The sequence below is a fragment of the Kitasatospora sp. NPDC087861 genome (genome assembly GCF_044742585.1).
In the GTDB taxonomy this organism is placed as follows: domain Bacteria; phylum Actinomycetota; class Actinomycetes; order Streptomycetales; family Streptomycetaceae; genus Kitasatospora.
Genome location: NZ_JBIUUS010000030.1, coordinates 12,106 through 38,049, shown reverse-complemented (window position 1 = coordinate 38,049; position 25,944 = coordinate 12,106). Strand labels below are relative to the sequence as shown.

Genomic DNA, 25,944 nt, shown 5'->3' with positions numbered 1-25,944 from the left:
CGATTCGCGCCGTATGGATCCTGCTAAAGTTCCGCGCCGGATCATCAGGCGTCACGGGGGGCGGAGCACGGCGATGTCCGAGGGAATCGAGCGCCACATACCCGCCGAACTGGCCGAGGTCTACCTCGGGCTGCTGGCCGACTCCTCCCGCACCGGCAGGCTGCTGCGCCGGGACGAGCTGGAGTGCCTGCGCACGCTGGGCGAGCGCAGCGCCGAGGCCGGGTACGGGCTGCGCGACGTGGTCGCGCACTGCCTGTCGGTCACCCGACGGGCCTGGCAGGTACTGCCGGGCATCACCACGGCGGGCAGCGTCGGGGAGCTGCGCCGGACGGGCGACGCCGTGCTCGCGGCGACCGAGGCCGCGCTGGCCGCGCTCGGCGAGGGGCACGAGCGCGCCCAGCGCATGGCGGTCCATCAGGCGGAGTCCGCCCGGCGGGAGTTCATCGACGACCTGCTGTACGGCCGCAGCGACCTCGGGCTGCTCGCGGAGCGCGCGGAGCGGTTCGGACTGCGGCTGGCGGGCGCGTACGCGGTGGCGGTGGCGGTGGGCGGCACGCCGTTCGCGGACGTCCATCCGCTGGTGCACCGGGTGGAGCGGGAACTGGTCGGGCGGTTCGGCGAGCGGGACGTCCTGCTGGCCAGCAAGGACGGCCGGCTGGTGTGCATCGCCCCGGACTCCGAGCGCGCCGTCCTGGAGGCCTTCACGGACCTGGCGCTGAACCCCGGCCCCGGCTACCGCCCGGTGCTGCGGGTGGCGACCGGGCGCCGGCACTCAGGAGCGAGCGGGGTGCTGCGCAGCTACGAGGAGGCGCTGGGCGCGCTGGACTACGCGGACCGGCTGCACCTGCCGGCGAAGCAGCTGAAGGCCGAGGAACTGCTGGTCTTCCCGGTGCTGATGCGCGACCGGGCGGCGATGGCCGATCTGGTGCGCAGCGTGCTGGGCCCGCTGACCGAGGCGCGGGGCGGCGCGCGTCCGCTGCTGGACACGATCGCGGTGCAGGCGGAGGCCGCGTACGTGAACGCGGAGGCGGCCCGGCGGCTGGGGCTGAGCGTGCGCACGCTCGGCTACCGGCTGGAGCGGATCAAGGCGCTGACCGGCTACGACCCGTCGGACGCGCTGCAACGGTTCACCCTGGAGACGGCGGCGATGGGGGCCCGGCTGCTGAACTGGCCGGAGCAGCCGCTGTAGGCGGTGGCCGAGCGCCCCCGGCCGGTGCGTACCAGGGTGTCAAAGGGCCGTAAAGATTGCCGGATCCTGGCAATGTGCGGACGGCCCCCGCGCTGTCACGATCTCCGTGGCGCCGAAGTGCGGCGCCGTGGGAAAAGCGGGGGAGCGTGGCCGGGATGGGGGGATTCGTCGCGGCCGCGTTGGCTTTTCCGACGGCGCTGTTCAGCTTCGCGCTGGTGGTGGTCGTCGGGTACTGGCTGCTGATGCTGCTCGGTGGCCTCGGGTTCGACGCCCTGCACGGGGGGCACGGCGTCGGCCATGCGGGGCACGTCGGCCACGTCGGCCACGTGGGCCACACGGGCCATGTCGGGCACGGCGGCCACGTCGGGCACGGCGGCCAGGTCGGTCATGCAGGTGACGTGGGGCACGGTGCCGGGGGGCACGCGGGCCACGGGGGACACGCCACCGGCGACCACGACACCCACCACCACGGGGGCGTGCTGGGCGCGCTGGGGCTGGGCGGGGTGCCCGTGACGGTGGCGGTGTCGCTGCTGGTCGCGATCGCCTGGTTCGTCAGCCTGGCCGGCACCGTCCTCACCTCGGGGGCACCGGCGCGCGGCGGCGTGTTCGCCGTCGCGCTGGTCGCTTCCTGGGCGGGCACCCGGTTGCTGGTCCGCCCGCTGTCCCGGCTGTTCCCCGAGGACCGCCCGGCGACCCGGGGGGACTTCGTCGGCCGCGTCTGCGTGATCCGGACCGGCCGGGTGACGGCCGACTTCGGGCAGGCGGAGGTCACCGCCGAGGACGGCTCCACCGCGACCGTCCAGGTCCGCACGCTCACCGACGAGCCCGGGCTGGCGGCCGGCCGCACCGCCCTGATCTTCGACTACGACGCCGACGGCGAGCACTTCCTGGTGGCGCCGTTCGACCCGGCGGCGTTACCTGGCACCTGACGCCCCCACACCTGACGTCCCTGGACACCCCCGCGTCCGCTGACGCCCGACGCCCCGACGCCCCGACGTCCCGACGTCCCGACGTCCCCCGGCCGCCGCGTCCCCGGGCACCTGGCGCCACCGGACACCTGGCGCCCCTGGGCGTCGACCCCTTCCGCTCACCTTCGCACCGTCTCGTCAAAGGACTCCGTGATGGACACCATCGCCGTGGGTTTCGGCGTGCTCGTCGCCGTCGTGCTGCTCATCGTGCTCGCCATGCTGCTGTTCGTGGGCCGCCTGTTCCAGAAGGTCGAGCAGGGCAAGGCGCTGATCGTCTCCCGCACCAAGAAGGTGGACGTCACCTTCACCGGCACGATCGTCCTCCCGGTGCTGCACAAGGCCGAGTTGATGGACATCTCGGTGAAGACGGTGGAGATCCACCGCGCCGGCCGGGACGGGCTGATCTGCCGGGACAACATCCGGGCGGACATCCGGATCTCCTTCTTCGTGCGGGTGAACAAGACCGTCGAGGACGTCATCAAGGTCGCGCAGGCCATCGGCACCGCCCGGGCCAGCGACCCGTCCGCGATCCAGGACTTCTTCGCGGCCAAGTTCGCCGAGGCGCTGAAGACCGTCGGCAAGCAGCTCGACTTCACCGACCTCTACACGCACCGGCACGAGTTCCGGGACCAGATCATCGCGGTGATCGGCACCGACCTCAACGGCTACACCCTTGAGGACGCGGCCATCGACCACCTCGAACAGACCCCGATGAACCAGCTGGACTCCGACAACATCCTGGACGCCCAGGGCATCCGCAAGATCACCGAGCTGACCGCGATCGAGCACGTGCGCACCAACGAGTACCAGCGCACCGAGGAGAAGGAGATCACCCGGCAGAACGTGGACGCACGGGAGACCGTCCTGGAGCTCCAACGCCGCCAGGCCGACGCCGAGATCCGCCAGCGCCGCGAGATCGAGACCCTGCGGGCCAAGGAGGACGCGGTGATCGCCCGGGTGCAGGAGGAGGAGCGGCTGAACGCCCAGACCGCCTTCCTGCGCACCGAGGAACTGCTCGGCGTGCAGCGGGAGAACCAGGCCCGCGAGGTCGCGGTGGCGCAGAAGAACCGCGAGCGGGTGATCGCGGTGGAGAACGAGCGGATCGAGAAGGACCGCCTGCTGGAGGTGATCGGGCGCGACCGGGAGACCGAACTCGCCTCGATGGCCAAGCAGAAGGAGGTCGAGTCCCGCCGGCGGGAGGTCGCCGACGTGGTCCGCGAACGGGTCGCGGTGGAGCGGACCGTCGCCGAGCAGGAGGAGGCCGTCAAGACGCTGCGCGCCACTGAGGACGCCGAGCGCATCCGGCGCGCGGTGATCATCCAGGCCGAGGCGGAGGCGCAGGAGAAGCTCGTCAAGGACATCAAGGCCGCCGAGGCCGCCGAGACGGCCGCCTCGCACAAGGCCCGCGAGTCGCTGGTGCTGGCCGAGGCCCGGCAGCAGGCCGCCGAGCTCGACGCGGCTGCCAAGATCCGGATGGCCGAGGGCATCCGGGCGGAGGCCGCCGCCGAGGGGCTGGCCCAGGTGCAGGTGCGCGAGCAGGAGGCCGCGGCGGTGGAGAAGGTCGGCCGCGCCGAGGCCGCCGTCCAGGCCGAGAAGGCGAAGGCCGCCGCGCTGGAGGTCGGCGCCAGGCTGAAGGCGGAGGCCGAGGGCCTCACCGAGAAGGCCGCGGCGATGGCGAAGCTGGACGAGGCCTCGCGCGGGCACGAGGAGTACCGGCTGCGGCTGGCCGCCGAGAAGGACGTCCGGCTGGCCGGGCTGGACACCCAGCGGCAGATCGCCGAGGCGCAGGCCGCGCTGGTCGCGGCGGGGCTGGAGAAGGCGAAGATCGACATCGTCGGCGGCGACGGGGTGTTCTTCGACCGCCTGGTGCAGTCGGTGACGGCGGCCAAGAGCGTGGACGCCTTCGTCGGCCACTCGCAGACCGCCCAGGCCCTGGCCGGCCCCTGGCTGGACGGCAGCGCCAGCTTCACCGAGGACCTGACCAAGGTGCTGTCCTCGGTGTCCACGGCGGACGTGCAGAACCTGACGGTGTCCGCGCTGCTGATGCGGATGATCGGCTCCGGGGGCGGCGAGCAGGCCGGCCAGCTGCGCCAACTGCTCGCCTCGGCCAAGAAGTTGGGCATCGCCGAGACGCCGATCGGGGCGCTGGCCTCGGCCAACGGCTCCAGGTGACCGGCCGGGTGACCGGGCTTCCGACGGCCCGGGCACCCGATCGTCTGCCCGAGTACCCGGTCACCTGCCTGAGCACCCGATCGCCCGCCTGAGTACCCGATCGCCCGATCACCCCGAGGAACTGACGTGGTGGACGCCCTCGACGCCCGGCTCGACGCCGGCACCTACGAGGTCCTGCGCGACCGGCTCGCCCGGTCCGCCGCCGAACTCGCCGAACGCGCACGGGCGTTGAACGCCCGACGGGTCGAGGAGTTCGGCGCCGGGGAGCTGCGGCTCACCGGCACCGGCCGGCTCACCACCGACCGGGCCTGCCTCCCGCAGGACCTCACCGCCGCCGGCGGACTGTTGCTGCTCGGCGTCCGCCCCGGCACCGCCCCCGAGGCCGCCGATGCGGCGTCGTCGTCCGGCGCCTTCTCCGACGGGGGCGCCGGGCTGCTCGGGGACGTCCTCGGCGTCCACCACCCCGACCTCTCCCCCGCCCCCGCCGAGGGCAGCCTGCTGGACGACCCGCGCCTGCGCCAGGACCTCACCGACCTGCACCGCTACTTCCGGGACGCCCGGCTGGAGCGGCTACGCCCCGTCGGCGGCCGCCTGCTCGCCGTCTTCCGCACCGGCCCGGCCGCCGCCGACGTCCGGGTGCTGCGCTGGCGCCTCTCCGACGACGAACACGCCGAACAGCCCGCCTACCAGGACGGGCGCGGCGAACGCGACCACACCCCCGCCGACGGCCAGCAGCTCGCCTGGACCGCCCTCACCCGGGACGACCAGCTGCCCGCCGCCCCCGGCAGCCCGCCGCGCGCCGACCTCGGGGGCGAACTCCGGCTCGGCGTCGACGGCGGCCGGTTGACCATCGCCGCCGCCGACGGCCGGGAGCTGCACCACGAGCCGCTCGCCGAGGCCCTGCAGACCCTCGCCGACGCGCAGATCGCCCACACCCGGCTCGGCACCCTGCTGCTGGTGCGCGTGCGGCCGTACCAGGAGGAGACCGTCCGGCACCTGGTCTGCCACCTGCCCACCGGCCGGATCACCCGGATCGACGCGCTCGGCCAGGCCTGCCTGCGGCTGCCCGCCGGCCAGGGCGTGGCCTTCCCCGGCGGCTGCCACCTCGCCGACGGCACCGTACGCACCTTCGACCAGCCGGTGGACGGCCTGGCCTACGAGCGCACCCTCGTCTCGCCCAACGGCGAGGACGTGCTCTACGAGTTCCGCTCCCCCGCCGACGGCCGCACCCTGCTCCAGCCGTACAACAGCGTGCGCCAGGAGGCCGCCGCGCCGCTGCCCTGCCAGGGCTACGCGCTGCTCGCCGACGGCACCCTCGTCGCCCTCCGCCCGGCCGAGGACGGGCCCACCCGACTGCACCCCGTCCAGCTGTGGCAGACCCCGTTCACCAGCGAGCGGTACGCCGCCGCGCAGCCGCCCGGCACCGGCCCGCTCGCCCGGATCGGCAACGCCGACCTGGTCCGCGGCCTCGCCGACTGCCTCGCCCTGGCCCGACTGGCCGCCGCCGGCGCCGACACCCCGGCCGGCCACCAGGCCGTCCTCGCCGCCTGCACCCGCACCACCGACCGGCACCACTGGCTCGGCCAGCCCGGCCTCGGAGACCTCGCCGCGCCGCTCGCCGAGATCCGCGACACCGCCCGGCAGGTCATCGCCGAGTACGAGGCCGTCGCCGAACTCACCGCGCACGCCGCCCGGCAGACCGAACAGACCGCCGACCACGTCGAGGGCCTGCTGCGCACCGCCCGCGGCGAGACCCTCGCCGACGCCGCCGAGTGGGTCGACCGGCTCGCCGGACTGCGCCGCGCCCAGGGCCGGGTCGAGGCACTGCGCGACCTGCCGCGCGCCGACCCCGCCCGGATCGACGCGCTCGCCGCCCACCTCGCCGAAGGCCTGGCCGAGGCCGCCGTCCGCGCCGTCGGCCAGCTCGCCGAACCCGAGGCCTTCGCCCCGCACCGGCGGCGCGCCGGCGAACTCGCCGACCGCTGCGCCGCCCTCGCCACCGCTGCCGAGGCCGACCCGCTGGGCGCCGAACTCACCGCGCAGAGCGAGGCGTTGCAGACCGTCTCGGAACTGGTCGGCACCCTCGACCTGGCCGACGCCACCACCCGCACCGCCATCCTGGACCGGCTCGCCGACGTCCTCGGGCTGCTCAACCGCGCCCGCGCCGCCCTCACCGTCCGCCGCCGCGAACTGCGCACCCGCGAGACCGCCGCCGAGTTCGCCGCCGAGACCGCCCTGCTCGCCCTGCTCGCCCAGGCCACCACCGCCGCACTCGCCGCCGCCGACACCCCCGAGGCCTGCGACGACCAGCTCGGCCGACTCCTGCTGCGCATCGAGCAGTTGGACACCCGCTTCGCCGACGCCGACCCGGCGCTGGGCGAGCAACTCACCGACCGGCGCGCCGAGATCCACGACGCCCTCACCGCCCGCCGCCAGCAGCTGCTCGACGAACGGGCCCGCCGCGCCGACCGGATCGCCTCCTCCGCCGAACGCATCCTCGACACCCTGCACCGGCGGCTGACCGCCCTCGACACCGCGGCCGAGATCGACGCCGCCCTCGCCGCCGACCCGACCGCCGTCAAACTGCGCGATCTCGCCGCCCAGTTGACCGCGCTCGGCGACCGGGTCAGGGCCGAGGAGCTGACCGGACGGCTGCGCGCCGCCCGCGGCCGCGCCCACCGGTCCCTGCGCGACCGCGCCGAACTCGCCGGCGACGGCCCCGGCACCCTGCGACTGGGCCGCCACCTGTTCGCCGTCACCACCCAGCGGCCCGAACTCACCCTCGTCCCCTGGCGCGGCCGCCCCGCTTTCACCCTCACCGGCACCGACTACCGCTCCCCCGTCACCGACCCGGCGTTCGCCGCCACCGAGCGCTACTGGGACCGGCCGCTGCCCTCGGAGACCCCCGCGCTCTACCGGGCCGAGTACCTCGCCGCAGGCCTGCTGCTGGCCGCCGAACCGGACGGGCTGGACGCCCTGCGCGCCGAGGGCGACCTGCTGGAGTTCGTCCGTCGCGCCGCCGAGCAGCGCCCGGACGAGGGCTACCAGCGCGGCGTGCACGACCACGACGCGGCGCTGCTGCTCCGCGCCCTGCTCGAACTCCACGCCGGAGCGGGACTGTTGCGCCACCCGGCGGCCGCCCGGGCGGCCGCGCAGCTGTACTGGGCGTACGGCGCCGACGAGCGGCAGCGACTGGCCTGGCGGACCCGGGCCCGCTCGCTGGCCCTCGCCCGGCAGGCGTTCGGCGCGGCCCCGGCGCCGGCCGTCCTGATCGCCCTCGACGCCTTCGCCGGCGAACTCGGCGCGGCCGTCTCGGCGTTCGCCGCCGGGGCCGGGGCGGACGGGTCCGCCGGGCTCAGCGCGTCCGCGGGGCTCAGCGCGTCCGCGGGGCTCGGCGCGTCCGCGGGGCCGTACCTGGTGGCCGAACTCGCTGCCGCCGAGCCGGCGTTCGCGCTCTCCCCGGGGGCGTCCGCGCTGCTCGACAAGTTCCACGCCGCACCCGAGTCGGCCGGGCTCACCGACGCCCTCGCCGCGCTGCCCGCCGAGCCCGCGCTGCTGCCCGCACGACGCCAACTCGCGCGCGCCTGGCTGGAGTCCAGCGCCGACGCCGCCGACCCGGCCGACCTCGCCGAGGCCGCCGCCGTGCTGCTCTGCCCGTCCCTGCCGCGCCGACCCGCCGAGGGCGCCGTCGCCACCCGCCTCACCGGACTGCTCGGCGACCACCCCCGGCTCACCGGCGGCGCACTCGACCTGCGGCTCGACGAACTCCTGGACCGCACGGCGGAGTTCGCCGCCACCGAAGTCCCCGGATACCGGGCCTACCAGCGGCTGCGCGCCGACCTGCTGGCCGCCGAGCACACCCGGCTGCGGCTCGACCAGTACCGCCCGGCCCCGCTCAACGGCTTCGTCCGCAACCGGCTCATCGACCAGGTCTACCTGCCGCTGGTCGGCGACAACCTCGCCAAGCAGCTCGGCACCGTCGACACCGGCGGACCGGTCGACCGTAGCGGCCTGCTGCTCCTGGTCTCCCCGCCCGGGTACGGCAAGACCACCCTGGTCGAGTACCTCGCCGAACGGCTCGGCCTGCTGCTGGTCACCGTCAGCGGCCCCGCACTCGGCCACCGGGTCACCTCCCTCGACCCCGCCGAGGCCCCCGACGCCACCGCCCGCCGCGAGGTCGAGAAGATCAACTTCGCCCTGCACGCGGGCAACAACGTGCTGCTCTACCTCGACGACGTCCAGCACACCTCGCCCGAGTTCCTGCAGCGCTTCATCCCGCTCTGCGACGCCCAGCGCCGGATCGACGGGGTGTGGGACGGCGAGGCCCGCGAATGGGACCTGCGCGGCAAGCGCTTCGCCGTCGTCATGGCCGCCAACCCGTACACCGAGTCCGGCCGCCTCTTCCGGCTGCCCGACATGCTCGCCAACCGCGCCGACGTCTGGAACCTCGGCGACGTCATCGCCGGGCGCGACGACCTCTTCGCGCTCAGCTTCGTCGAGAACGCCCTGCCCGCCAACCCGCACCTGGCCCCGCTCGCCACCGCCGACCGCGCCGACCTGGACACCCTGCTGGCCCGCGCCGCCGGCTCCCCGAGCGGCCCCCTCGCGGGCGCGTGGCCCGCCGCCGAGGTCGAGCGGATGACCGCCGTCCTCGCCGGGCTGCTCCACCTGCGCACCACCGTCCTCGCCGTCAACCGCGCCTATCTGGCCTCCGCCGCCCAGAACGACCGCACCCGCACCGAGCCCCCGTTCCTCCTCCAGGGCTCCTACCGCAACATGTCCAAACTCGCCCAGCGCCTCGACCCCGCCCTCACCCGCCCCGAACTCGACGCGCTCCTCACCGACCACTACCGCGCCGAGGCCCAACCCCTCGGCGCCGACGCCGAGGCCCAACTCCTCAAGCTCGCCGCCCTGCGGGACACCCTCACCCCGGACCAGGCGGCCCGCTGGGCCGAGCTGCGGCGCGCCTGGCGGAGTTGAAACCGGCGGCGGCCACCCGGGAGTGGTTGCTCAGGTGAGGGTGCGGCGCGAGCGCTGCGAGCGACCGGAACACGTCTGCGGGTGTGAATCCGGCCGGGTGCGGTCCGGCCACGATTACCAAGCACCAAGCGGTTCGGCGTTGTTGTTCACGGCCGGTTCGACGCCGAGCGGGCAGCAAGGTTGCGGCGCACAGCAGCCTCGGCACGTCCGCCGACCTCCGCTCACCAGGAGGAGCGAGGCATCTGATCAGCTCATCGCGCGACCGCACAAGACCTCCCGGCTGGGCAAGCCCCGGGCCGCATGCGTGGCGTGCGAGTCCGAGCACCACGTCCGGGGCTAGCTTTGGGCACATGGGCGCTCAGGAACTCGATCTCGCCGGGCTGCGCCGCGTCTACGGGCGCACCGGGAGCCGGTTGTTCTACACCCGGGTGGCCAGGAACGCCCGGCACTGGGGCTGGACGGAGCCGGGGCAGTCGAAGTGGCGGCTGTGGCGGGCGCAGCGGCAGCTGCAGGACGTGCTGGGGCGCAAACTGGCGCTGCCGACGGGCGCCCCGGTGCTGGACGCCGGGTGCGGGGCGGGGGTGGTGGCGCGGGCGATGGCGGACCGGTTCGGTCTGCTGGTGACCGGGGTCGACGTGCTGGACTTCCACCTCGCCGAGGCCCGCCGGCTCAGTGCCCGGGCGGCACTGGCGGAGCGGACCGTCTTCTCCTGGGGCGACTACCACCGACTCCCCTTCGAGGGGGGATCGTTCGACGGCGCGTACTCGATGGAGACGCTCGTCCACTCCTACGATCCGCCGCGCGCGCTGGCCGAGTTCCACCGGGTGCTGCGCCCGGGCGGACGGCTGGTGCTGCTCGGCCCGATGAGCACCGCGCCACTGGACGAACTCGCCCCGCAGGCACGGGCGGTGCTGGAACCGTACCTGGACGCGATGGTGTTCCCCGGTGCGAAGGTCTACCACGCGCGCAACCTGCCGCAGCTGCTCGCCGAGGCCGGGTTCGAGGTCGAGGAGGCGCTGGACGCGACGGCGTACTACACGCCCACCTCGGAGGCGGTGCACGCGTACTTCCGGCTGCCGTGGGCGGTGCTGCGGCGGTTCGGCGATCCGGCGCGGTGGCTCAACCTCCGCTCCACCGTGGAGATGTACGCCGTCCGCGAGTACGTCGCCTGGTACGTCCACACGGCCGTGAAGCCGGGCAGGTAGCACCGGCACCCGGACCCGAACCGGCGAGGTGCCCCGGGGAACGGTCGATCGGGCTGTTCCGGCGCCGGGTGCGGCAGTTCTACCCGGACACGGACGGTACTCGCCGAGGCCGAGGCGGCGGGCGGTTCGGCGGTAGGCGTTTCGGCAGTGGGCGTTTCAGCGGTGGGCGGCGCCAGCGGGCGGCGGCGGGCAGTGGGCGGTCAGGTGCCGCCCGGTGCGGCCAGCGTCTCCCACACCGGATCGGGCAGCCCGGGGACCGTCCGCCCCGCGGCCTGCCACATCCGGGCCAACTCGGCATAGATCGGCGCCTCCGGGTCGAGGTGCAGATAGCTTTCCGCACCTTGGAGGATCGTTTCTTCGACCGACCGCCGCCGCGGAGCCGGCATCACCCCAGGACTACTACTCACGCCCGCCCAACGGACCCCGTCCGGACCCGGACACGGCCGCGTCAACCCCACAGCCCGCACATCAACCCCGCGCGGGCTCATCCTGCTCCGGAGAAATTATGCAGACCGGTCTACATGTTCCTGCTGGACATCACCTCGCACAGATCAACTACTTCGCCAGCAGAATCACCTGTCCGACTTCCTGCGCACGGGAATGAATCAGTAGACCGGTCGACATATTTCTCCCGGGCCCACACCCGCCCACACCCGCCCACCGCCGTCTACCGCCGCCCGCGGGCTGCGGCCAGCAGCTCCGGGACGGTGGCGAGCTTCACCCGGGGCCGCCCCTCGGCCTCGCCGCGGGTGCGCTCGGCCCGCTCCACGGCGCGCAGTTCCTTCAGGCCGACAGCGTCCGGGCGGCGGTGGCGGACGAGGCGGTCGAAGTCCTTGCGGCTCGCCGTCGGCGCGACCAGGGCCCGGGCGGTAGCGTCGTCGAGGAGCGCGTCCACGGTCTCGCGGGCACAGGCCCGGTTGGCACCGATGCCGCCGGACGGTCCGCGCTTGGCCCACCCCACCACGTACGTCCCCGGCAGCGGCCGCCCCGTCCCCGGGTCGACGACCCGCCCGCCGTGGTGCGCGACCGTCGCGGTCCGCTCGTCGAAGGGCAGTCCCGGCACCGGCACACCCCGGTGCCCGATCGAGCGCACCACCAGCCCGGCCCGCAGCACGTCCGTCTGCCCGGTCGGCTCGGCCCGGTCGCCGGTCGGGTCGCCGGCCCGGTCGCCACCCTGGTCACCCGCCCGGTCACCCGCCCGGCCACCGACCAGGGTGGTCCGGGCGACGGTCAGGCCGGTCACCTGTCCGTCCCCGGTGAGCGCGGTCGGCGCGGACAGGAAGCGCAGCACGATCCGCCGGCCCGGCGCCGGCTCGGCACCCCCGTCGAACGGCACCAGCGGCAGCCCGGCGAGCAGCGCGGCCCGCGAGTCCGGCGCGGCCGTCTCGATCGCGGCCCGGACCTCCGGGTGGTCCTCGACCACCACGTCGACGCCCGGCAGTTGCCGCAGCGCCAGGAACTCCGCTGTGGTCCAGGCCGCCTGGGCGGGCCCGCGCCGGGCGAGCAGCACCACCTCCCGGACCCGGCTGCGGCGCAGCGCGGCGAGGGCGTGGTCGGCGATGTCGGTGGCGGCGAGCCGGTCGGGGTCGGTGAGCAGGATGCGCGCGATGTCGACGGCGACGTTGCCGTTGCCGACCACCACCACCCGTTCGGCGCCGGGCCCGGACAGGTCCACCGCGTCGGCGGGCACGGTCGGTTCGGCGTTGTACCAGCCGACGAAGGCGGTGGCGGGCAGGCTGCCCGGCAGATCCTCGCCGGGGATGCCGAGCCGCCGGTCGGCGGCCGCGCCGACGGCGTACACGACGGCGTGGTGGTGGGCGGCGAGTTCCTCGTGCGTGACGTCGGCGCCGATGTCCACGTTGAGGTGCATCCGCAGCCGGGGGTCGTGGAAGACGCTCGCGAAGCTGTCGGCGATGCGCTTGGTGGACTGGTGGTCGGGCGCGACGCCGTGGCGCAGCAGGCCGCCGGTGACGGGCAGTCGGTCGATCATGGTGATCTCGGCACCGGTGCTGCGCAGCAGTTCCTGTGCGGTGTACCCGGCGGCAGGGCCGGTGCCGACGATGGCGACGCGCAGCACGCCGAGCCCGTCGGGCAGGCTGCGCGGGAAGCCGGGCGCGCCCCAGGCGTGGTCACTGGGGTGGTCGCGGTACCAGTCGCGGTTGAGGTCGCCGAACGCGGTGTCGGGCCCGCGCAGCCGGTCGACGGGGAAGACCGCGTCCACCGGGCAGGCGTCCGCGCAGGCGCCGCAGTCGATGCAGGCCACCGGGTCGATGTACAGCATGTCGGTGGTGCCGAACTCCGGTTCGTCCGGGGTCGGGTGAATGCAGTTGACCGGGCAGACGGACACGCACGAGGCGTCGTTGCAGCAGGTCCGGGTGATCGCGTAGGCCATGGCCGGGGTGGGGTCCTCGCTGGAGGTGAAGACGTGTGGGGGGATTCGGAGCGGCAACTGACGCATCCGGAGTGGTGTCTGACGTGACGTCAGAGCATGTGGACGCGGCGGTAGATGGCGGCCGAGCGGCTGGTGATCAGCCCGGTCTCGGCGAGGAAGGCCATCAGGTGCCGGGAGCTGGTGCGCATCATCGCCTTGCGGTGCTCGTTGGCCCGCACTTCGGCGAGCGCCCGTTCGATGTCGAGCCCGGCGGCGCGGTAGACCCCGGGGTGGACCATGCTGCTGACGATGACGTACGCGCCGACGGCGATACCGGTGGCCGAGGTGCGGCGGCGGGCGGGGCCGGCGTGGCGCATCCGCTCGCGGATCTCCTGCCGGGCGAACTTCATGTGCCGCGACTCCTCGACCACGTGGATCCGGGAGGTGCCGCGGACGATCTCCAGGACGTTCTCGCCGCGCATCCAGTCGCGCTGCATGACGTCGAGCACCTCTTCGGCCACCAGGATTCCGCCGTAAGCCAGTTCACCCTTCGCGAGGGCCTTGAACGCGCGCCCGGCCTGGGCGATGACCTTGTTGGGCCGGTACGCGGGGACGCCCATCTTCTCGCAGGCGCGGGCGAACATGATCGAGTGGCGGCACTCGTCGGCGATCTCGGTGAGGGCGAACTGGAACTCGGCGCTGGCGGGGTTCTTGAGGTACTGGTCGCGCAGCACCATCTGCTGGAGGATCATCTCGAACCAGATCCCGGTGTTCATGATCGAGCAGACCTCGTGCCGGGTGAGGGTGACCCGCTGCCGCTCGGTCATCTCGTCCCACAGCCGGGTTCCGTAGAGGGTGCTCCACTCCGGGTTGAGGCCGTAGTGGTCGTCCGGGAGGGGCGCGTCCCAGTCGACCTCGGTCGAGGGGTCGTAGGAGAGGGTGGCGGCGGAGTCCAGCAGCCGCTTCGAGACGTCGTCGTCGGCCGCGGTGTGGCCGTGCGCGCCCGCTGCCCGCCCCGCCGCCGCGTTGATGAGAGCCATGGCTGCCTCCAGGTGCCTGCTCCGCGGGTGCCCGCTCACCCGCTTATTAGACGGACAGTACAATAAGAGCCCGCCCCCGAGAACCCCCTGCGCAGCACCAAGCAGGCGCACGGCCCGAGGCCCGCGCCCCCTCCCCGCTTCGGAGCACGACGAAGGGCGGGGCCCGCCCGGACCCCGCCCCACACCGCCCCGCGTCACCCGCCGATCGCGCCCCGCAGCGCCTCCGCCGCCTCCGCCGTCGCCTCCCGGAAGCGGTGGCCGACGCCGAGGTAGTTGGCGTAGCCGTGGATGAGGTCCGGCTGCCGGCTCAGCCGCACCGTCACCCCGGCCGCCCGCAGCGCCTCGGCGTAGGCCTCCCCCTCGTCCCGCAGCGGGTCGAAGCCCGCGGTGCCGACGTACGCGGGCGGCAGCCCGGACAGGTCGGCGGCGAGCAGCGGCGACAGCCGCGGGTCGGCCGGGTCGGTCGGCCCGGGCGCGTAGCGGTCCAGGAACCAGTCCATGTCCGCGCTGGTCAGGAAGAAGCCGTCACCGAACAGTTCGCGCGAGGGCCGCCGGACGGAGGCGTCGACCGCCGGGTACAGCAGCAGTTGGAACACCGGTGCCGGCCCGCCCCGGCGCACCGCCACCTGCGCGGTGACGGCCGCCAGGTTCCCGCCCGCGCTGTCCCCGCCGATCGCGATCCGCTCCGGGTCGGCGCCCAGGTCGACCGCCTTGGCGTAGGCGTAGTCGAACGCGGCCAGCGCGTCGTCCGCCGCCGCCGGGAACGCGTGCTCGGGCGCGCGCCGGTACTCCACCGACAGCACCCGCACCCGGGCCCGCTGCGCCAGGAACCGCACCACGTGGTCGTGGCTGGCCCGGCTGCCGACCACCCAGCCCCCGCCGTGCAGGTACACCAGCAGCCCGGAGCCCGCCGCCAGCCCACCGGGCGTGTACAGCGTGGCCGCCAACTCGCCCTGCTCCTGCGGGATCCCGACGTTCCGCACGGCGACCGGCTCGATCCTCGCCCCGCCCACCAGGTACCGCGCGTGCTCCATCGCGGCCCGCGACGGCCCGACGCCACCGGGCATCACCAGGGCGGCCTTCGACAGCCGCTGCAGCTTGAGGATCAGTTGCGCGTCCAGTGCCAGCACCTGCCCGTCCCTGACCACCGGCGCGCCCGCGATCGCCCGGCGCAGCCCCTCCGGCAGCGCGTACGCGCCCCGGACGACGGCGGCCTGGATCCGGACAGGGAGTGGAATCGTCATCGCTGCTGCCTCCTGGGGCCGCTCCCGGAGCCCCTCGACCGGGGGCCCTGACCGGGTGCCCATGATGGGCCCGGCCCGGCGGCCTGGGAAGCCCCCTCGACGCCCCTTCGACGCCCCCTTCACCCGCCCTCGACCCGACCGACCCGGCCGACCGGCGCAGGCGGCCGGTGCCGGCGACTCTCACTCGCACGAGTGAACGACCGGCCGGGGCACGGCCGGAGCGCCGGGCCGGCCCGAGTCCCACCGCGACCGGACGAAGGCCGACGGCGGCAGCTGACGGCTCGCCCCCTGCCCCCTCCCCCGCCCGCCGGGGGCCGCGCCGCCGTCAGGAACGGTCCCGCGCCTTGCTCCCCCGGCCCGTCCGCGCACGCCGGTCCTCGGCGTCGAACGCCGCCAGGGTGCGCGTCCCGGGCCCGAGGGCACCCTCCAGTGCGCGCAGGACGTCGCCGTCCAATCCCCCCACCGCCTCGGCGAGTTCCTCCGCCACGTCCCGGGTGATCTCCGCCGCCACGACGTCCTCGGGCGTACGCGGTCCGAGCTTGCTGACGGCGGCGGCCGCGCGGGCGGGGGTGAGCAGGGCCGAGGCCTGGACCAGGAGCCAGGCGGGGACCCCGGCCGCGCCCTGCGGCGGGACGAGGTACGGACGGGCGCCGTCGTAGCGCTCGTCCTCGGCGAAGGCCTGCTGCTTCACCTTCAGGACGGGGCGGACCGCTGCGCCCGTCTCCCGCCACTCCCCCGCGGGCTTGAGCACGTACCCCTCGGCGAGGTTGTCCGCCGGCTCGGGCAGTCCGAACAGCGCGGGCACCCGGCTGGGGAAGGCCACCGGCAGCTCCTGGAGCACGTTCAGCGGGCCGTGCCCGAGCAGCGGTACGCAGCTGAGCCCGGCGGCGGCCGCGGCGGCGCGCAGGTCGCGGTCGGCGATCCACCACCGGCCGTCGGCGGTCTCCATGGTGGCGTCGAACGGCAGCCACCGCAGGTCCGGCGCGTACCAGACGCCCGTCTGCACCGGCTCGACCCCGGCGGCGGCCGGCACGTCCGGGTGCGGGTAGGACCCGCCGGCCAGTTCGCCGTAGACCGTCACCACTGCCTCGTCACCCCGCCCGCCGCGGACGGCGGAGGCGAGGCGGGCGGCCGCCACCGAGATCACCGGCCAGATCCGGCTCACTCCGAAGAAGCCGTCCAGCGCCTCGCCGTCCAGGAGTTCGCGCCGCTTGGCCGCGCGGACCGCCCCGGCGCCGTCGCAGACCACCGCGAAGTGCGCCCCGTGCACCTTCTCCGCGGCGGTCCACTCCCGGCTGCCGGGTGCACCGGAGCGCGCCCGCGCGGGGATCTTGGGGTAGGGCCGCAGCGCGGCGTCGTCGAACGTGGTGTCGGACACGGACTCGATCCTCGCCGCCGTCCCGCGCCGGGGCAACGGAGTTACCCGCTCAGGCCCCCACCGCTCCCCACCGGGCCTCGCGAGGCGAAGACGGCGAGGTCCTGGGCCACCGCCGCCGCCACCGCGGACTGCTGCGGCTGGAGGTAGAAGTGGCCGCCGGGGAACCAGCGGGCGGAGAACCCGCCCGTCGTGTGATCGCGCCACTTCAGCAGGTCCTCGCGGCTCACATGCGGGTCCGCGGCGCCGCCGTAGGCGCTGATCGGGCAGTCGACGCGCGCGCCGGGGGCGCCCTGGTACGTCTCCACGGCCCGGAAGTCGGACCGCAGGGCGGGCAGCACGGCGGCCATCAGTTCGTGGTTGGTGAGCAGGGCGGTGGCCGTGCCGGACAGCTCGGCCAGTTCGTCGGTGAGACCGGCGTCGTCCCGCAGGTGCACCCCCCGGTCCTGCCGGACCGACGGCGCCGCCCGCCCGGAGGCGATGAGTCCGGCCGCGCCCTGCCCGGTGCGCGCCTGGAGCTCCAGGGCCACCTCGTAGGCCACCACCGAGCCCATGCTGTGGCCGAACAGCACCGGCCGCCGGTCCAGCCAAGGGTCGAGGGCGTCGGCGATCCGGCGCGCCAGTTCCCGGATGTCGTCGACGGGCCGATCGGCGATCCGGTCCTGTCGGCCCGGGTACTGCACGACGAGCACCTCGGCCGTCGCGGACAGCGCCTTGGACAGGCCGACGTAGGCGGTCGCGGAGCCGCCGGCGTGCGGCAGGCACAGCAGCGTCGGGCCGGCGCCCGTGGGCTGGTGGTACTGCCGGATCCAGGTGCCGCGTCCCACCCGGCTCTTCACTGCGGTCATGGTCAACTCACCTTCCGGAAGGCGTGATCGGGGCGCGCTGCCGGGGTCGGCGGCGCGAAGAGAACGAATAGTCGCCGACAAGGGGCCTGACGCTTTTCCGCGCCCCGCATTCCGGGACGGTTCAACGAATTCCGCGGCGAGAATATAAGACCATTCGGTAACTCAACCTACGCAGTTGAACGTGCACTTGAAGGTACTGGCACAGGGTGACGGCACCCCCGCTACTCTCTATTCCGCGCGGACGACTCCTGGCATCCAGCAAGGCGTTCAACCGATGAATCCGAACAATTGAACAGCGCCGCGGCAAGGCGCGCGACGCCACGAGTGACGCCGGATGACGTCACCATGACGTCATCCGGGGTTGCCGTGACGTCACAAGTGTGGCAAGCTGACGTCATGAACCTCGAAGCGTATGTGGGCAAGCTGCGACAGGAGCTGACGGCGGCCGCCGAATCCAATGGGCCGGACGCCGTCGAGCTCACCGAGCGCCTGCTGCGCCCGATGGAGGCGGCCGTCCGACTGACACTGTTGGACGCCCTGTCGGACGCGGCAGAAGAGATCACGACCGGGCTCGCGCCCGGCTCGGTGGACCTGCGTCTCCGGAAGGGGGTGGCCGACTTCGTCGTCACTCCCCCACCGCAGACCACCCCCGAGGAGGCGCACCGACCGACCGAGACGCCGGTGACGTCACCGGTGACGCCGATGACGTCACCCGCGACGCCGCTCGACGTCACGGACGGTGCCGTGGCCCGGATGACCCTGCGCCTGCCCGAGCCGCTCAAAGCCCGGGTGGAGCAGGAGGCCGGCGCCGGGGGCCTCTCGACCAACGCCTGGATCGCCCGCACCCTGACCGACGCCATCGACCAGCTCGACCGCAGCAGGCTCCGCGCCGCCGGGGCCGACCGGCCCGGCCGCAACTTCAGCGGCTGGGTGCACTGACCGACCGCCCCCGACCGCCCCGACTCGCCGCACCGCACCGCACCGCGCACCCGACCCGCATCAGGAGTGATTTGTCATGCACACTTTCGAAACCCCCGCCCCGATCGACGTCGAGCTCGATCTGGTGATCGGTGACGCCCGCGTCATCGCCGGTGACCGCTCCGACACGATCGTCGACGTGGCCCCCGGCGACCCCGCGAGCGCGGCGGACGTGACCGCCGCCGAGAAGACCACGGTCGAATTCAAGGACGGCACCCTCGTGGTGAAGGCTCCTCGGCAACGCGGTTACCTGGGCATCGGCAGTGGCAAGGGCGCCTCGGTGCGGGCTACCGTCCAGGTGCCGGCGGGCTCCCGGGTACGCGGCGCCGTCCAGGAGGGCGGCTACGACTTCGAGGGCCTGCTCGGCTCCTGCGACCTGCGCACCGGCAGTGGGGACATCGCACTGGGCCAGGTCGGCCCGGCACGGCTGAAGACCGACCTCGGTGACGTCACCGTGAGCCGCGTCGCCGGCGACGCCGAGGTCAGCACCGGCGGCGGCAAGCTGCGGATCCGCGCGATCGAGGGGACCGCGGTCATCAAGAACCTCGCCGGCGACAGCGAGATCGGCGACATCGCCGGTGACGCCAAACTGCGCGCCTCGGCCGGCGACCTCGTCGTCCGCCGGATCCGTGCCGGGCTCACCGCCAAGACCGACGCCGGCCGGATCATGGTGGACGAGGTCTCGCAGGGCAAGGTCAGCCTGACGTCCGGGGGCGGCGGGCTGGAGGTCGGCATCCGCGAGGGCGTCGCCGCCTGGGTCGACGCCCAGTCCGAGACCGGCAGCGTGCGCAACCTGCTGGACGACTCCGGCAAGCCCGCGGCGACGGCGCAGACCGTCGAGGTCCACGCCCGCACCCAGTTCGGCGACATCGTCGTGCGGCGCGCCACGGCCGACCCGCTGGACTGACCGACCGTCGGGTCCTGCCCACCGGAGCCGGACCGGCCGGCACCGAACGCCCGACACCACCCGACCCGCCGGATCCGGCCCGATCGAAGGAACGACCGATGACGTTGACGCTCATGACGAATCGAGGGGACATGACTGCACCACGGCGGTCCGCCATCACCGTACGCGGACTGCGGAAGGCATTCGGCGAGCAGGTCGTGCTCGCCGACCTGAACCTGGACGTGGCCGAGGGGACGATCTTCTCCCTGCTCGGACCCAACGGAGCCGGCAAGACCACCACCGTCGAGATCCTGTCCACCCTGGTCGCGGCGGACGCCGGCGAGGTGCACATCGCCGGCCACGACCTGGCCCGCGACCCCGGCTCGGTCCGCCGTTCGATCGGCGTCACCGGCCAGTTCTCGGCGGTGGACGGGTTACTCACCGGCGAGGAGAACCTGCTGCTGATGGCGGAGCTGTGCCACCTCTCCCCCGCCGACGGGCGGCGCCGGGTGGACGAGCTCCTGGAGCGCTTCGACCTGACCGAGCACGCCAAGAAGGTCGCCGCCACCTACTCCGGCGGCACCCAGCGCCGCCTCGACCTCGCCATGACCCTGGTCGGTGACCCCCGGGTGATCTTCCTCGACGAGCCGACCACCGGCCTGGACCCGCGCAGTCGTCGCGCCATGTGGGAGATCATCCGCGAGCTGGTCGCGGGCGGCACCACGATCTTCCTGACCACCCAGTACCTGGAGGAGGCCGACCAACTGGCCGACCGCATCGCGGTGCTGGACCAGGGCAGGCTCGTCGCCGAGGGCACCGCCGAGGAGCTCAAGCGGCGCATCCCGGGCGGCCACATCCGCCTGGAGTTCACCGACGAGCGGGACCTCACGGCCGCGGCCCGCCTGCTCGACGCCTCGCCCGAGCCCGACTCCCTCGCCCTCCAGGTCCCCGGTAGCGGCGTCCGCGCCCTGCGCGCCGTCCTCGACCGCCTCGACCAGGAGGGGATCGAGCCGGAGACCCTGTCGGTGCACACGCCCGACCTCGACGACGTGTTCCTCGCCCTGACCAGCCGTCCCGGCGCCGAGAAGAAGCAGGAGGCCGCACGATGAGCACCGCCAACTACGCGCTCCGAGACACGCGCACCATGATGCGGCGCAACTTCCGCCACAGCATGCGCTACCCGCTGCTGATGATCTCCTCGCTCGGCGTGCCGCTGATCATGCTGATCCTGTTCCGCTTCGTGCTGGGCGGCTCGATCGCTCCGAGCGTCAGCTCGGGCCCGTACATCGACTACGTGGCGCCCGGCGTCATCCTGATCGCCGCGATCATGGGCGCCTCGGGCACCGCGATCGCCGTGAACACCGACATGAAGTCCGGCATCATCAAGCGGTTCCGCACCATGGGCATCTCCCGCGGGTCCGTGCTGGCCGGCCACGTCGTGCGCAGCGTCATCCAGACCGTCATCGGCACCGCCCTGGTCGTCGGCATCACGCTCGCCGTCGGCTTCCGCCCGAAGGCCGGGCTGACCGGCTGGCTCGGCGCACTCGGCATCGTCGTGATGCTCGCCTTCGCCCTGACCTGGCTGGTCGTCGCGTTCGGCCTGGTGGCGCAGACCCCCGAGGGCGCGAACAGCTCCACCCTGATCTTCCAGGTGCTGCCCTTCGTCAGCAGCGCCTTCGTCCGGCCCGAGTCGATGCCCACGGGCGTCCAGTGGTTCGCCGAGCACCAGCCCTTCACCCCCTTCATCGACGCGGTGCGGGGCCTGCTGATGGGCACCCCGGTCGGCAACAGCGTGCTCTGGTCCGCCGTCTGGTGCGTCGTCCTGAGCCTCGTCGGCTATGTCTGGGCCCGCTCGGCCTTCGAGCGCTCCCCCTCCCGCTGACCCGCGGGTCACCCCGAACGGCCGTTGTCCGTTCTCGCCACCCCCGTCCTGAACGGGCGGCGGTCCCAGCAGAGCCCCCGGCCCACCCGGCGCCGGGGGCTCTGCCGTGCTCCGGAGCGCCACCTCGGCTGCAACGGGGCCGGCGGCGTGCGGAACGTGGAGCGGTACGGCCACCGACCGCAGGCACGACCCGTCGCGCGCCCGGGGGCCGGTGGCCGGTCGGTCGTCCGCCGCACGGCCGCGGCCCGACAGCCCCGGGATCGGATGCTGCGGCCGGTCCCCGAACTCCCCTCCGCGAGGGCGGAGTCCACGGCCCGTCCGGCCCGAGCTCGAACGACGACGGCCCGCGGTCTCGCCGCGGGCCGTCGTCGTGGAAGGGTGCTCCCCCTCGAGTTCCCTCACCTCAGGACGACCGGGAGCTTCTTCGGGCCGTTGAAGTTGGGGTTCGCGAAGTACTCGGCGGTGCGGTCGGTGTCGAGCCGGATCTCCCGGTAGCGCTCCAGCATGATGCCCAGCGCGATCCGCCCCTCCAGGCGGGCCAGCGGAGCGCCCACGCAGAAGTGGACGCCGTGGCCGAAGGCCGAGTGCGGCGGGGTGTCCCGGCCCTGGCCGAAGCGGTTCAGGTCGAAAGTGTGCGGGTCGGCGAAGCGGGCGGGGTCGTAGTTCGCGGAGAGGATGCTCGCGAACACCGGCTGCTGCGCGGGGATGGTGACGCCGGCCAGCTCCACCTCCCGGGTGGTGATGCGGCCGCTGGCGTTGAACGGCGGCCGCAGCCGCAGCGACTCCTCGATCGCGGCCGGGACCAGCCCCGGGTCCGCCCGCAACTGGTCCACGGCCCACGGGTTGTCGTCCAGGCAGCGGACCGTGTTCCCGAGCAGCAGGGTGGTGGTGACGTGCCCGGCGAGCAGCAGGATCGCCGAGAAGGTCATCACCTCCTCGTCGGTCATCCGCTCCCCGTCCACCTCGGCCTGCACCAGCTTGGTGATGAGGTCGTCGCGGGCCCGGCTCCTGCGGTCCCGGACGTGCTCCAGGAGGTACTCCTTCATCGGCGCGACCGCCTCGGTCGCCTTCCGCGCCAGGTCCGGGTCGAAGGGGTTCTCGAAGGTGGCGTCGAAGAGGTTGTCCACCCAGGAGCGGAACAGCTCGTGGTCGGACTGCGGCACCCCGAGCAGCTCCGAGATCACGGTGATCGGCAGCGGGTAGAGCAGGGCGTCGACCAGGTCGACCTGGTCCGCGCCGTCCACCTCGTCCAGCAGCGCGTGGGTCAGCTCGCTGATCCGGGGGGCGAGGTCGGCGACGGTGCGCGGGGTGAACGCCTTGTTGACCAGGCTGCGGTACTTGCGGTGGACCGGCGGGTCCATCTGCGTGATGTTCCCGGAGCGGAACATCTGGTCGGGGGCGATCACCGACATGTCGGAGGAGAAGACCGCGTGGTCGGTCAGCACGCGCTGCACGTGTTCCTGCCGGAACACCTGCCACATCCGCAGCTTCCCGTCGAAGGCGACGGGGTGTTCCTCGCGCATCCGGCAGGCCCAGTCCAGCAGGGCGGCGCCGCCGTCGGTCGGCGCGGGCATCACTTCGGGGAGCAAGGTCTCGGTCATGGTGGAATCCGTTTCCAGGAGAGGTGTGACAGCGGAAGGGGAACGGCGGCTGGTCAGAGAGTGAGTCCGCCGTCCACGCCGAGGACCTGGCCGGTGATGTAGGAGGCCCGGTCCGACAGCAGGAACAGCACCAGGTCGGCCACCTCGTCGGCAGTGCCGAGCCGGCCCTGCGGAACGCGTGACACCACCTGCGCGCGCACCCGCTCGGGCAGGTCGACGGTCATGTCGGTGTCGATGAAGCCGGGGGCGACGGCATTGGCCCGGACGCCGCGGCCGGCCACCTCCTTGGCGAGTGCCTTGGTGAAGCCGCAGACGCCGGCCTTGGCGGCCGAGTAGTTGGACTGACCGACGTTGCCGTACACGCCGGAGACGGAGGAGAGGGTCACGACGGCCCCCCGGCGGCGCTTGACCATGCCGAACACGGCGGCCCGGCAGACGTGGAAGGTGCCGTCGAGGTTGGTACGCAGCACCTGCTGCCAGTCCTCGTCGGAGGTGAGGACGGCCGGCCGGTCCCGGGTGATGCCGGCGCTGGTGACCAGCGCCTCGGCGGGGCCCAGGGCCGCCTCGCCTGCCTCGACGAACTCCCGGGCCGCGGCCGGGTCGGAGACGTCGGCGAGGTGGGCGTGCACCCGGGCGCCGCGCTCCTTCGCCTCCCGTTCGACCTCGGCGGCGAGGTCGCCGCGGGAGTGGTAGCAGAACCCGACGTCGTAGCCGTGTTCGGCGAGGCGCAGCACCGTGGCGCGCCCGATGCCCCGTGAGCCTCCCGTGACCAGTGCCACCGGACGTCCGGACATGTCGATCCTCCTTGCTGGTAGGTGGGGCGGGAACGGTGGAGCCCGCGGGTGGGACCGGCGCGCACGGCGCGCCGGTCCCACCCGCGGTGAAGTCAGCCGATGCGCAGCAGCGCGCAGCCGACCCGGCCCTCCGCGTCGGTCGCGGTGGCCACCACCAGCCGGCCCGGCTCGCCGGGCCGGGACAGCAGCTCCGCCAGCTGGAAGCCGGCCGCCGCAGCCCGGGTGTCCCCGAGGGCGTCGAGGCTGGCGGTGGCGAGCGGTACGTCGCCGAAGACCTCGGCGATCGCCGCGAGTTCGGCCTCGCCGCGCGGCCCGAGGGCGGGGGACGGCGCGACCACGGCGACCTTCCCGGGCTCGACCCCGGCCCGGTCGAGGGCCCGGGTCAGACAGTCCCGCACGGCGGGGCGCACCAGATCCGGCTCCGGGAAGAACCCGAACTCGACGGCGACCACCGCCGCCCCCTCGCCGTGCGGGCCGCCGGACCCGCCGGGCCCGTCCTTGCCGACGGGTCCGGCCGGCTCCAGCAGGAACATCACGCACCCCTCGCCGGAGGGCCGCTGCGGATCGTCCTCGTTGCGCGCCTGCTCGTAGGAGTCCCGGGCGTCCGAGCACTCCTCCACCGCACCGACCAGCACCGCCCTGGCGTGCCCGTTGCTCTGCAGCCGGCAGGCGTAGCTGAGGGCGAGCAGCGAGGTGAGGTGGCTACCGCAGATGGTGGAGTTGGGGCCCTTGATCCGGTGCCAGATCGCGCACTGTCCGGCGTGGTAGTTCATCAGCACGACCGGGAAGAGGCTGGGCGGCACGTCGAAGGGCTTCTCCCGGGTGTAGGAGTCGTGGTCGAACTCGGTCAGGCTCTGCAGGCTCCCCTCGGTGGTGCCCAGGACGAGACCCAGCTCGTCGTCGGCGCAGCGACGGTCGTCCTTGCCCAGCCCGGTCCGCTCCAGTAGCTGGCCGGTGGTCACCACGGCGAGTGCGGTGGCTCGGTCCATGGACCGGATGCCCTTGCGGCCGAGGGCCTCCTTGATGTCGAAGCCGGGCACCAGGCGGGATCCGGCCTCGGGGGCGGCGGGACCGTCGAGCACGGCCTGCCGGTGCCCCTCGGCCGTCCGGCCGAGCGGGGAGTGCGCTTCCCACGCGGTGATGACACTGTTCACGGACGAACCTCCCGGTCGATTCGGCCCATCAGGAGGACGGCGTCGTTGCCGCCGAAGGCGAGCGCGTTGTTCTGCACGATGCGCAGGTCGGCCGCGCGGGCCGTGTTGGGCACGCAGTCGATCTCGATCTCCGGGTCGGTCTCGATGTGGTTGATGGTGGGCGGGATGAATCCCTCGTCCAGGGCGATCGCGCAGGCGGCGGCACTGAGCGCGCTGGACGCGCCCATGCAGTGGCCGAGCATCGACTTCAGCGCCGTCACCGGCGGCGGGCTGTCGCCGAACACCTGGTGGATGGCCGAGGCCTCGGTGGCGTCGTTGGCCAGGGTGCCGGTGCCGTGCGCGGATATCAGGTCCACCTGGTCGGCGGTGATGCCCGCATTGGCGTGCGCCCGGCTCATGCAGGCGGCCATGCTGTCGCGGTCGGGGGCCACCGGGTGGTGCGCCTCGCAGACCAGTCCATGGCCGAGGACCTCGGCGTAGACCCGGGCGCCCCGGGCGAGCGCCGAGTCCAGGCTCTCCAGGACGAGGACGGCACTTCCCTCGCCGGTGAGGATGCCCTGCCGGCCCTTGTCGAAGGGCCGGCAGACGTCGGGGGCGATGGTGCCCAGCCGGTAGAAGCCGACGAAGATGTTGCGCACCAACGCGTCCGCGCCGCCGCACAGCGCCAGCTCGACCTCGCCTGCGGCCACTGCGTCGAAGCCGTAGCCGATCGCGTAGTTGCCCGCCGCGCAGGCCGTGGGCACGGTCACCGCCTCGGTGCTGAGCAGGCCCAGTTCCTGGGCGATGTCGGCGGACAGCCGCCCGGACCGAGCCCGGCGGGCCCGGCCTCGGTCGACCGCCCCCGTTCCGGCCGCGAGCTGCTCGCGGACCGACATGCCGATCTCGTCGGCCCCGCCGCTCAGGGTGCCCACCGCGATCAGCGAGCGGCGGCGGCGCACCTCCTCCGCCGCCAGGCCCGCGTCCTCGACGGCCAGCCGGGCGGCGACCGCCGCGAGCTGGCTCGCCCGGCCGGTGTCGGCCGGCACGAGGCGGTGGAGCAGCTCCTCGGGATGGAAGTCCGTGACCTCGCAAGCCGTGGTGTGTTCGAAACCGCTGGTGTCGAAGCTGGTGATGGTTCGTGCCCCGGAGCGGCCCTCCCGCAGCGCCCGGGCGAACTCCTTCGCGCCCAGGCCGATGCTGCTGATGACCCCCAGACCGGTCACCACCACGCGTCGCCGCGCGGATGTCTGTCCTGCCATATCGGGTTCCTCCGTTCGT

Annotated in this window: 19 protein-coding genes; 9 read left to right on the top strand and 10 right to left on the bottom strand. The window is 73.9% G+C overall.

Translation table 11 applies throughout. From position 1 onward, the window contains the following. Positions 1 to 73: 73 nt before the first annotated feature. From ACIOJE_RS31730 to ACIOJE_RS31710, 5 genes are all read left to right on the top strand, one after another. On the top strand, positions 74 to 1,189 hold the full coding sequence (locus ACIOJE_RS31730) for a PucR family transcriptional regulator (protein ID WP_400780958.1): 1,116 nt from the start codon (positions 74 to 76) through the stop codon (positions 1,187 to 1,189). 155 nt (positions 1,190 to 1,344) lie between these two features. Next, on the top strand, positions 1,345 to 2,118 hold the full coding sequence (locus ACIOJE_RS31725) for a hypothetical protein (RefSeq protein ID WP_400780956.1): 774 nt from the start codon (positions 1,345 to 1,347) through the stop codon (positions 2,116 to 2,118). 192 nt (positions 2,119 to 2,310) lie between these two features. After that, the gene (locus tag ACIOJE_RS31720) at positions 2,311 to 4,329 is read left to right on the top strand and encodes a flotillin family protein (RefSeq protein ID WP_400780953.1); all 2,019 of its coding nucleotides are present in this window, start codon (positions 2,311 to 2,313) and stop codon (positions 4,327 to 4,329) included. A gap of 126 nt (positions 4,330 to 4,455) precedes the next feature. Beyond that, positions 4,456 to 9,309, top strand: a complete 4,854-nt coding sequence (locus ACIOJE_RS31715) for a DNA repair ATPase (RefSeq protein ID WP_400780951.1) — start codon at positions 4,456 to 4,458, stop codon at positions 9,307 to 9,309. Positions 9,310 to 9,659: 350 nt separating this feature from the next. Continuing rightward, positions 9,660 to 10,514: a methyltransferase domain-containing protein gene (locus ACIOJE_RS31710; RefSeq protein ID WP_400780949.1), complete on the top strand. Its 855-nt coding sequence runs from the start codon at positions 9,660 to 9,662 to the stop codon at positions 10,512 to 10,514. A 200-nt stretch (positions 10,515 to 10,714) separates the two neighbouring features. On the opposite strand, the gene ACIOJE_RS31705 is transcribed toward ACIOJE_RS31710, so the two are convergent. The 6 genes from ACIOJE_RS31705 to ACIOJE_RS31680 form a co-directional block, all read right to left on the bottom strand. Further along, positions 10,715 to 10,900, bottom strand: coding sequence for a hypothetical protein (locus ACIOJE_RS31705; RefSeq protein WP_400780946.1), 186 nt, complete (start codon positions 10,898 to 10,900; stop codon positions 10,715 to 10,717). A 281-nt stretch (positions 10,901 to 11,181) separates the two neighbouring features. Next, positions 11,182 to 12,906 (bottom strand): FAD-dependent oxidoreductase, encoded by a 1,725-nt coding sequence (locus ACIOJE_RS31700; RefSeq protein ID WP_400781032.1) that lies wholly within the window; start codon positions 12,904 to 12,906, stop codon positions 11,182 to 11,184. An 89-nt stretch (positions 12,907 to 12,995) separates the two neighbouring features. Next, the gene (locus ACIOJE_RS31695; RefSeq protein WP_400780943.1) at positions 12,996 to 13,925 is read right to left on the bottom strand and encodes a diiron oxygenase; all 930 of its coding nucleotides are present in this window, start codon (positions 13,923 to 13,925) and stop codon (positions 12,996 to 12,998) included. A gap of 194 nt (positions 13,926 to 14,119) precedes the next feature. Continuing rightward, positions 14,120 to 15,169, bottom strand: a complete 1,050-nt coding sequence (locus ACIOJE_RS31690) for an alpha/beta hydrolase (protein WP_280677870.1) — start codon at positions 15,167 to 15,169, stop codon at positions 14,120 to 14,122. 325 nt (positions 15,170 to 15,494) lie between these two features. Continuing rightward, positions 15,495 to 16,547 carry an RNA ligase family protein gene (locus tag ACIOJE_RS31685; RefSeq protein ID WP_400780941.1) on the bottom strand — a complete coding sequence of 351 codons (1,053 nt, stop codon included), beginning with the start codon at positions 16,545 to 16,547 and terminating at the stop codon, positions 15,495 to 15,497. A gap of 41 nt (positions 16,548 to 16,588) precedes the next feature. Beyond that, positions 16,589 to 17,392 carry a thioesterase II family protein gene (locus ACIOJE_RS31680; RefSeq protein ID WP_280677866.1) on the bottom strand — a complete coding sequence of 268 codons (804 nt, stop codon included), beginning with the start codon at positions 17,390 to 17,392 and terminating at the stop codon, positions 16,589 to 16,591. 396 nt (positions 17,393 to 17,788) lie between these two features. Between ACIOJE_RS31680 and ACIOJE_RS31675 the strand changes: the two genes are divergently transcribed. The 4 genes from ACIOJE_RS31675 to ACIOJE_RS31660 all read left to right on the top strand — a co-directional run bounded on the left by ACIOJE_RS31675 (position 17,789) and on the right by ACIOJE_RS31660 (position 21,138). Then, complete coding sequence (locus ACIOJE_RS31675; RefSeq protein WP_280677864.1) at positions 17,789 to 18,331, top strand: hypothetical protein; 543 nt, start codon at positions 17,789 to 17,791, stop codon at positions 18,329 to 18,331. 76 nt (positions 18,332 to 18,407) lie between these two features. Next, positions 18,408 to 19,277, top strand: coding sequence for a DUF4097 family beta strand repeat-containing protein (locus tag ACIOJE_RS31670; protein WP_280677862.1), 870 nt, complete (start codon positions 18,408 to 18,410; stop codon positions 19,275 to 19,277). Between the two features lie 131 nt (positions 19,278 to 19,408). Further along, on the top strand, positions 19,409 to 20,365 hold the full coding sequence (locus ACIOJE_RS31665) for an ATP-binding cassette domain-containing protein (RefSeq protein WP_280677860.1): 957 nt from the start codon (positions 19,409 to 19,411) through the stop codon (positions 20,363 to 20,365). After that, positions 20,362 to 21,138: an ABC transporter permease gene (locus tag ACIOJE_RS31660; RefSeq protein ID WP_280677858.1), complete on the top strand. Its 777-nt coding sequence runs from the start codon at positions 20,362 to 20,364 to the stop codon at positions 21,136 to 21,138. Before ACIOJE_RS31665 ends, ACIOJE_RS31660 begins: the two co-directional genes overlap by 4 nt. 398 nt (positions 21,139 to 21,536) lie before the next feature. Here ACIOJE_RS31660 and ACIOJE_RS31655 read toward each other — a convergent pair whose 3' ends face one another. From ACIOJE_RS31655 to ACIOJE_RS31640, 4 genes are all read right to left on the bottom strand, one after another. Then, a complete protein-coding gene (locus ACIOJE_RS31655; RefSeq protein WP_400780936.1) occupies positions 21,537 to 22,739 on the bottom strand; it encodes a cytochrome P450 in 1,203 nt (400 codons plus the stop codon). Between the two features lie 53 nt (positions 22,740 to 22,792). Then, positions 22,793 to 23,533: a 3-oxoacyl-ACP reductase FabG gene (fabG, locus tag ACIOJE_RS31650; RefSeq protein WP_400780933.1), complete on the bottom strand. Its 741-nt coding sequence runs from the start codon at positions 23,531 to 23,533 to the stop codon at positions 22,793 to 22,795. Positions 23,534 to 23,625: 92 nt separating this feature from the next. Then, positions 23,626 to 24,687, bottom strand: coding sequence for a beta-ketoacyl synthase N-terminal-like domain-containing protein (locus ACIOJE_RS31645; protein ID WP_400780930.1), 1,062 nt, complete (start codon positions 24,685 to 24,687; stop codon positions 23,626 to 23,628). Then, positions 24,684 to 25,925, bottom strand: coding sequence for a beta-ketoacyl-[acyl-carrier-protein] synthase family protein (locus tag ACIOJE_RS31640; protein WP_280677851.1), 1,242 nt, complete (start codon positions 25,923 to 25,925; stop codon positions 24,684 to 24,686). Before ACIOJE_RS31640 ends, ACIOJE_RS31645 begins: the two co-directional genes overlap by 4 nt. Positions 25,926 to 25,944: the final 19 nt, after the last annotated feature.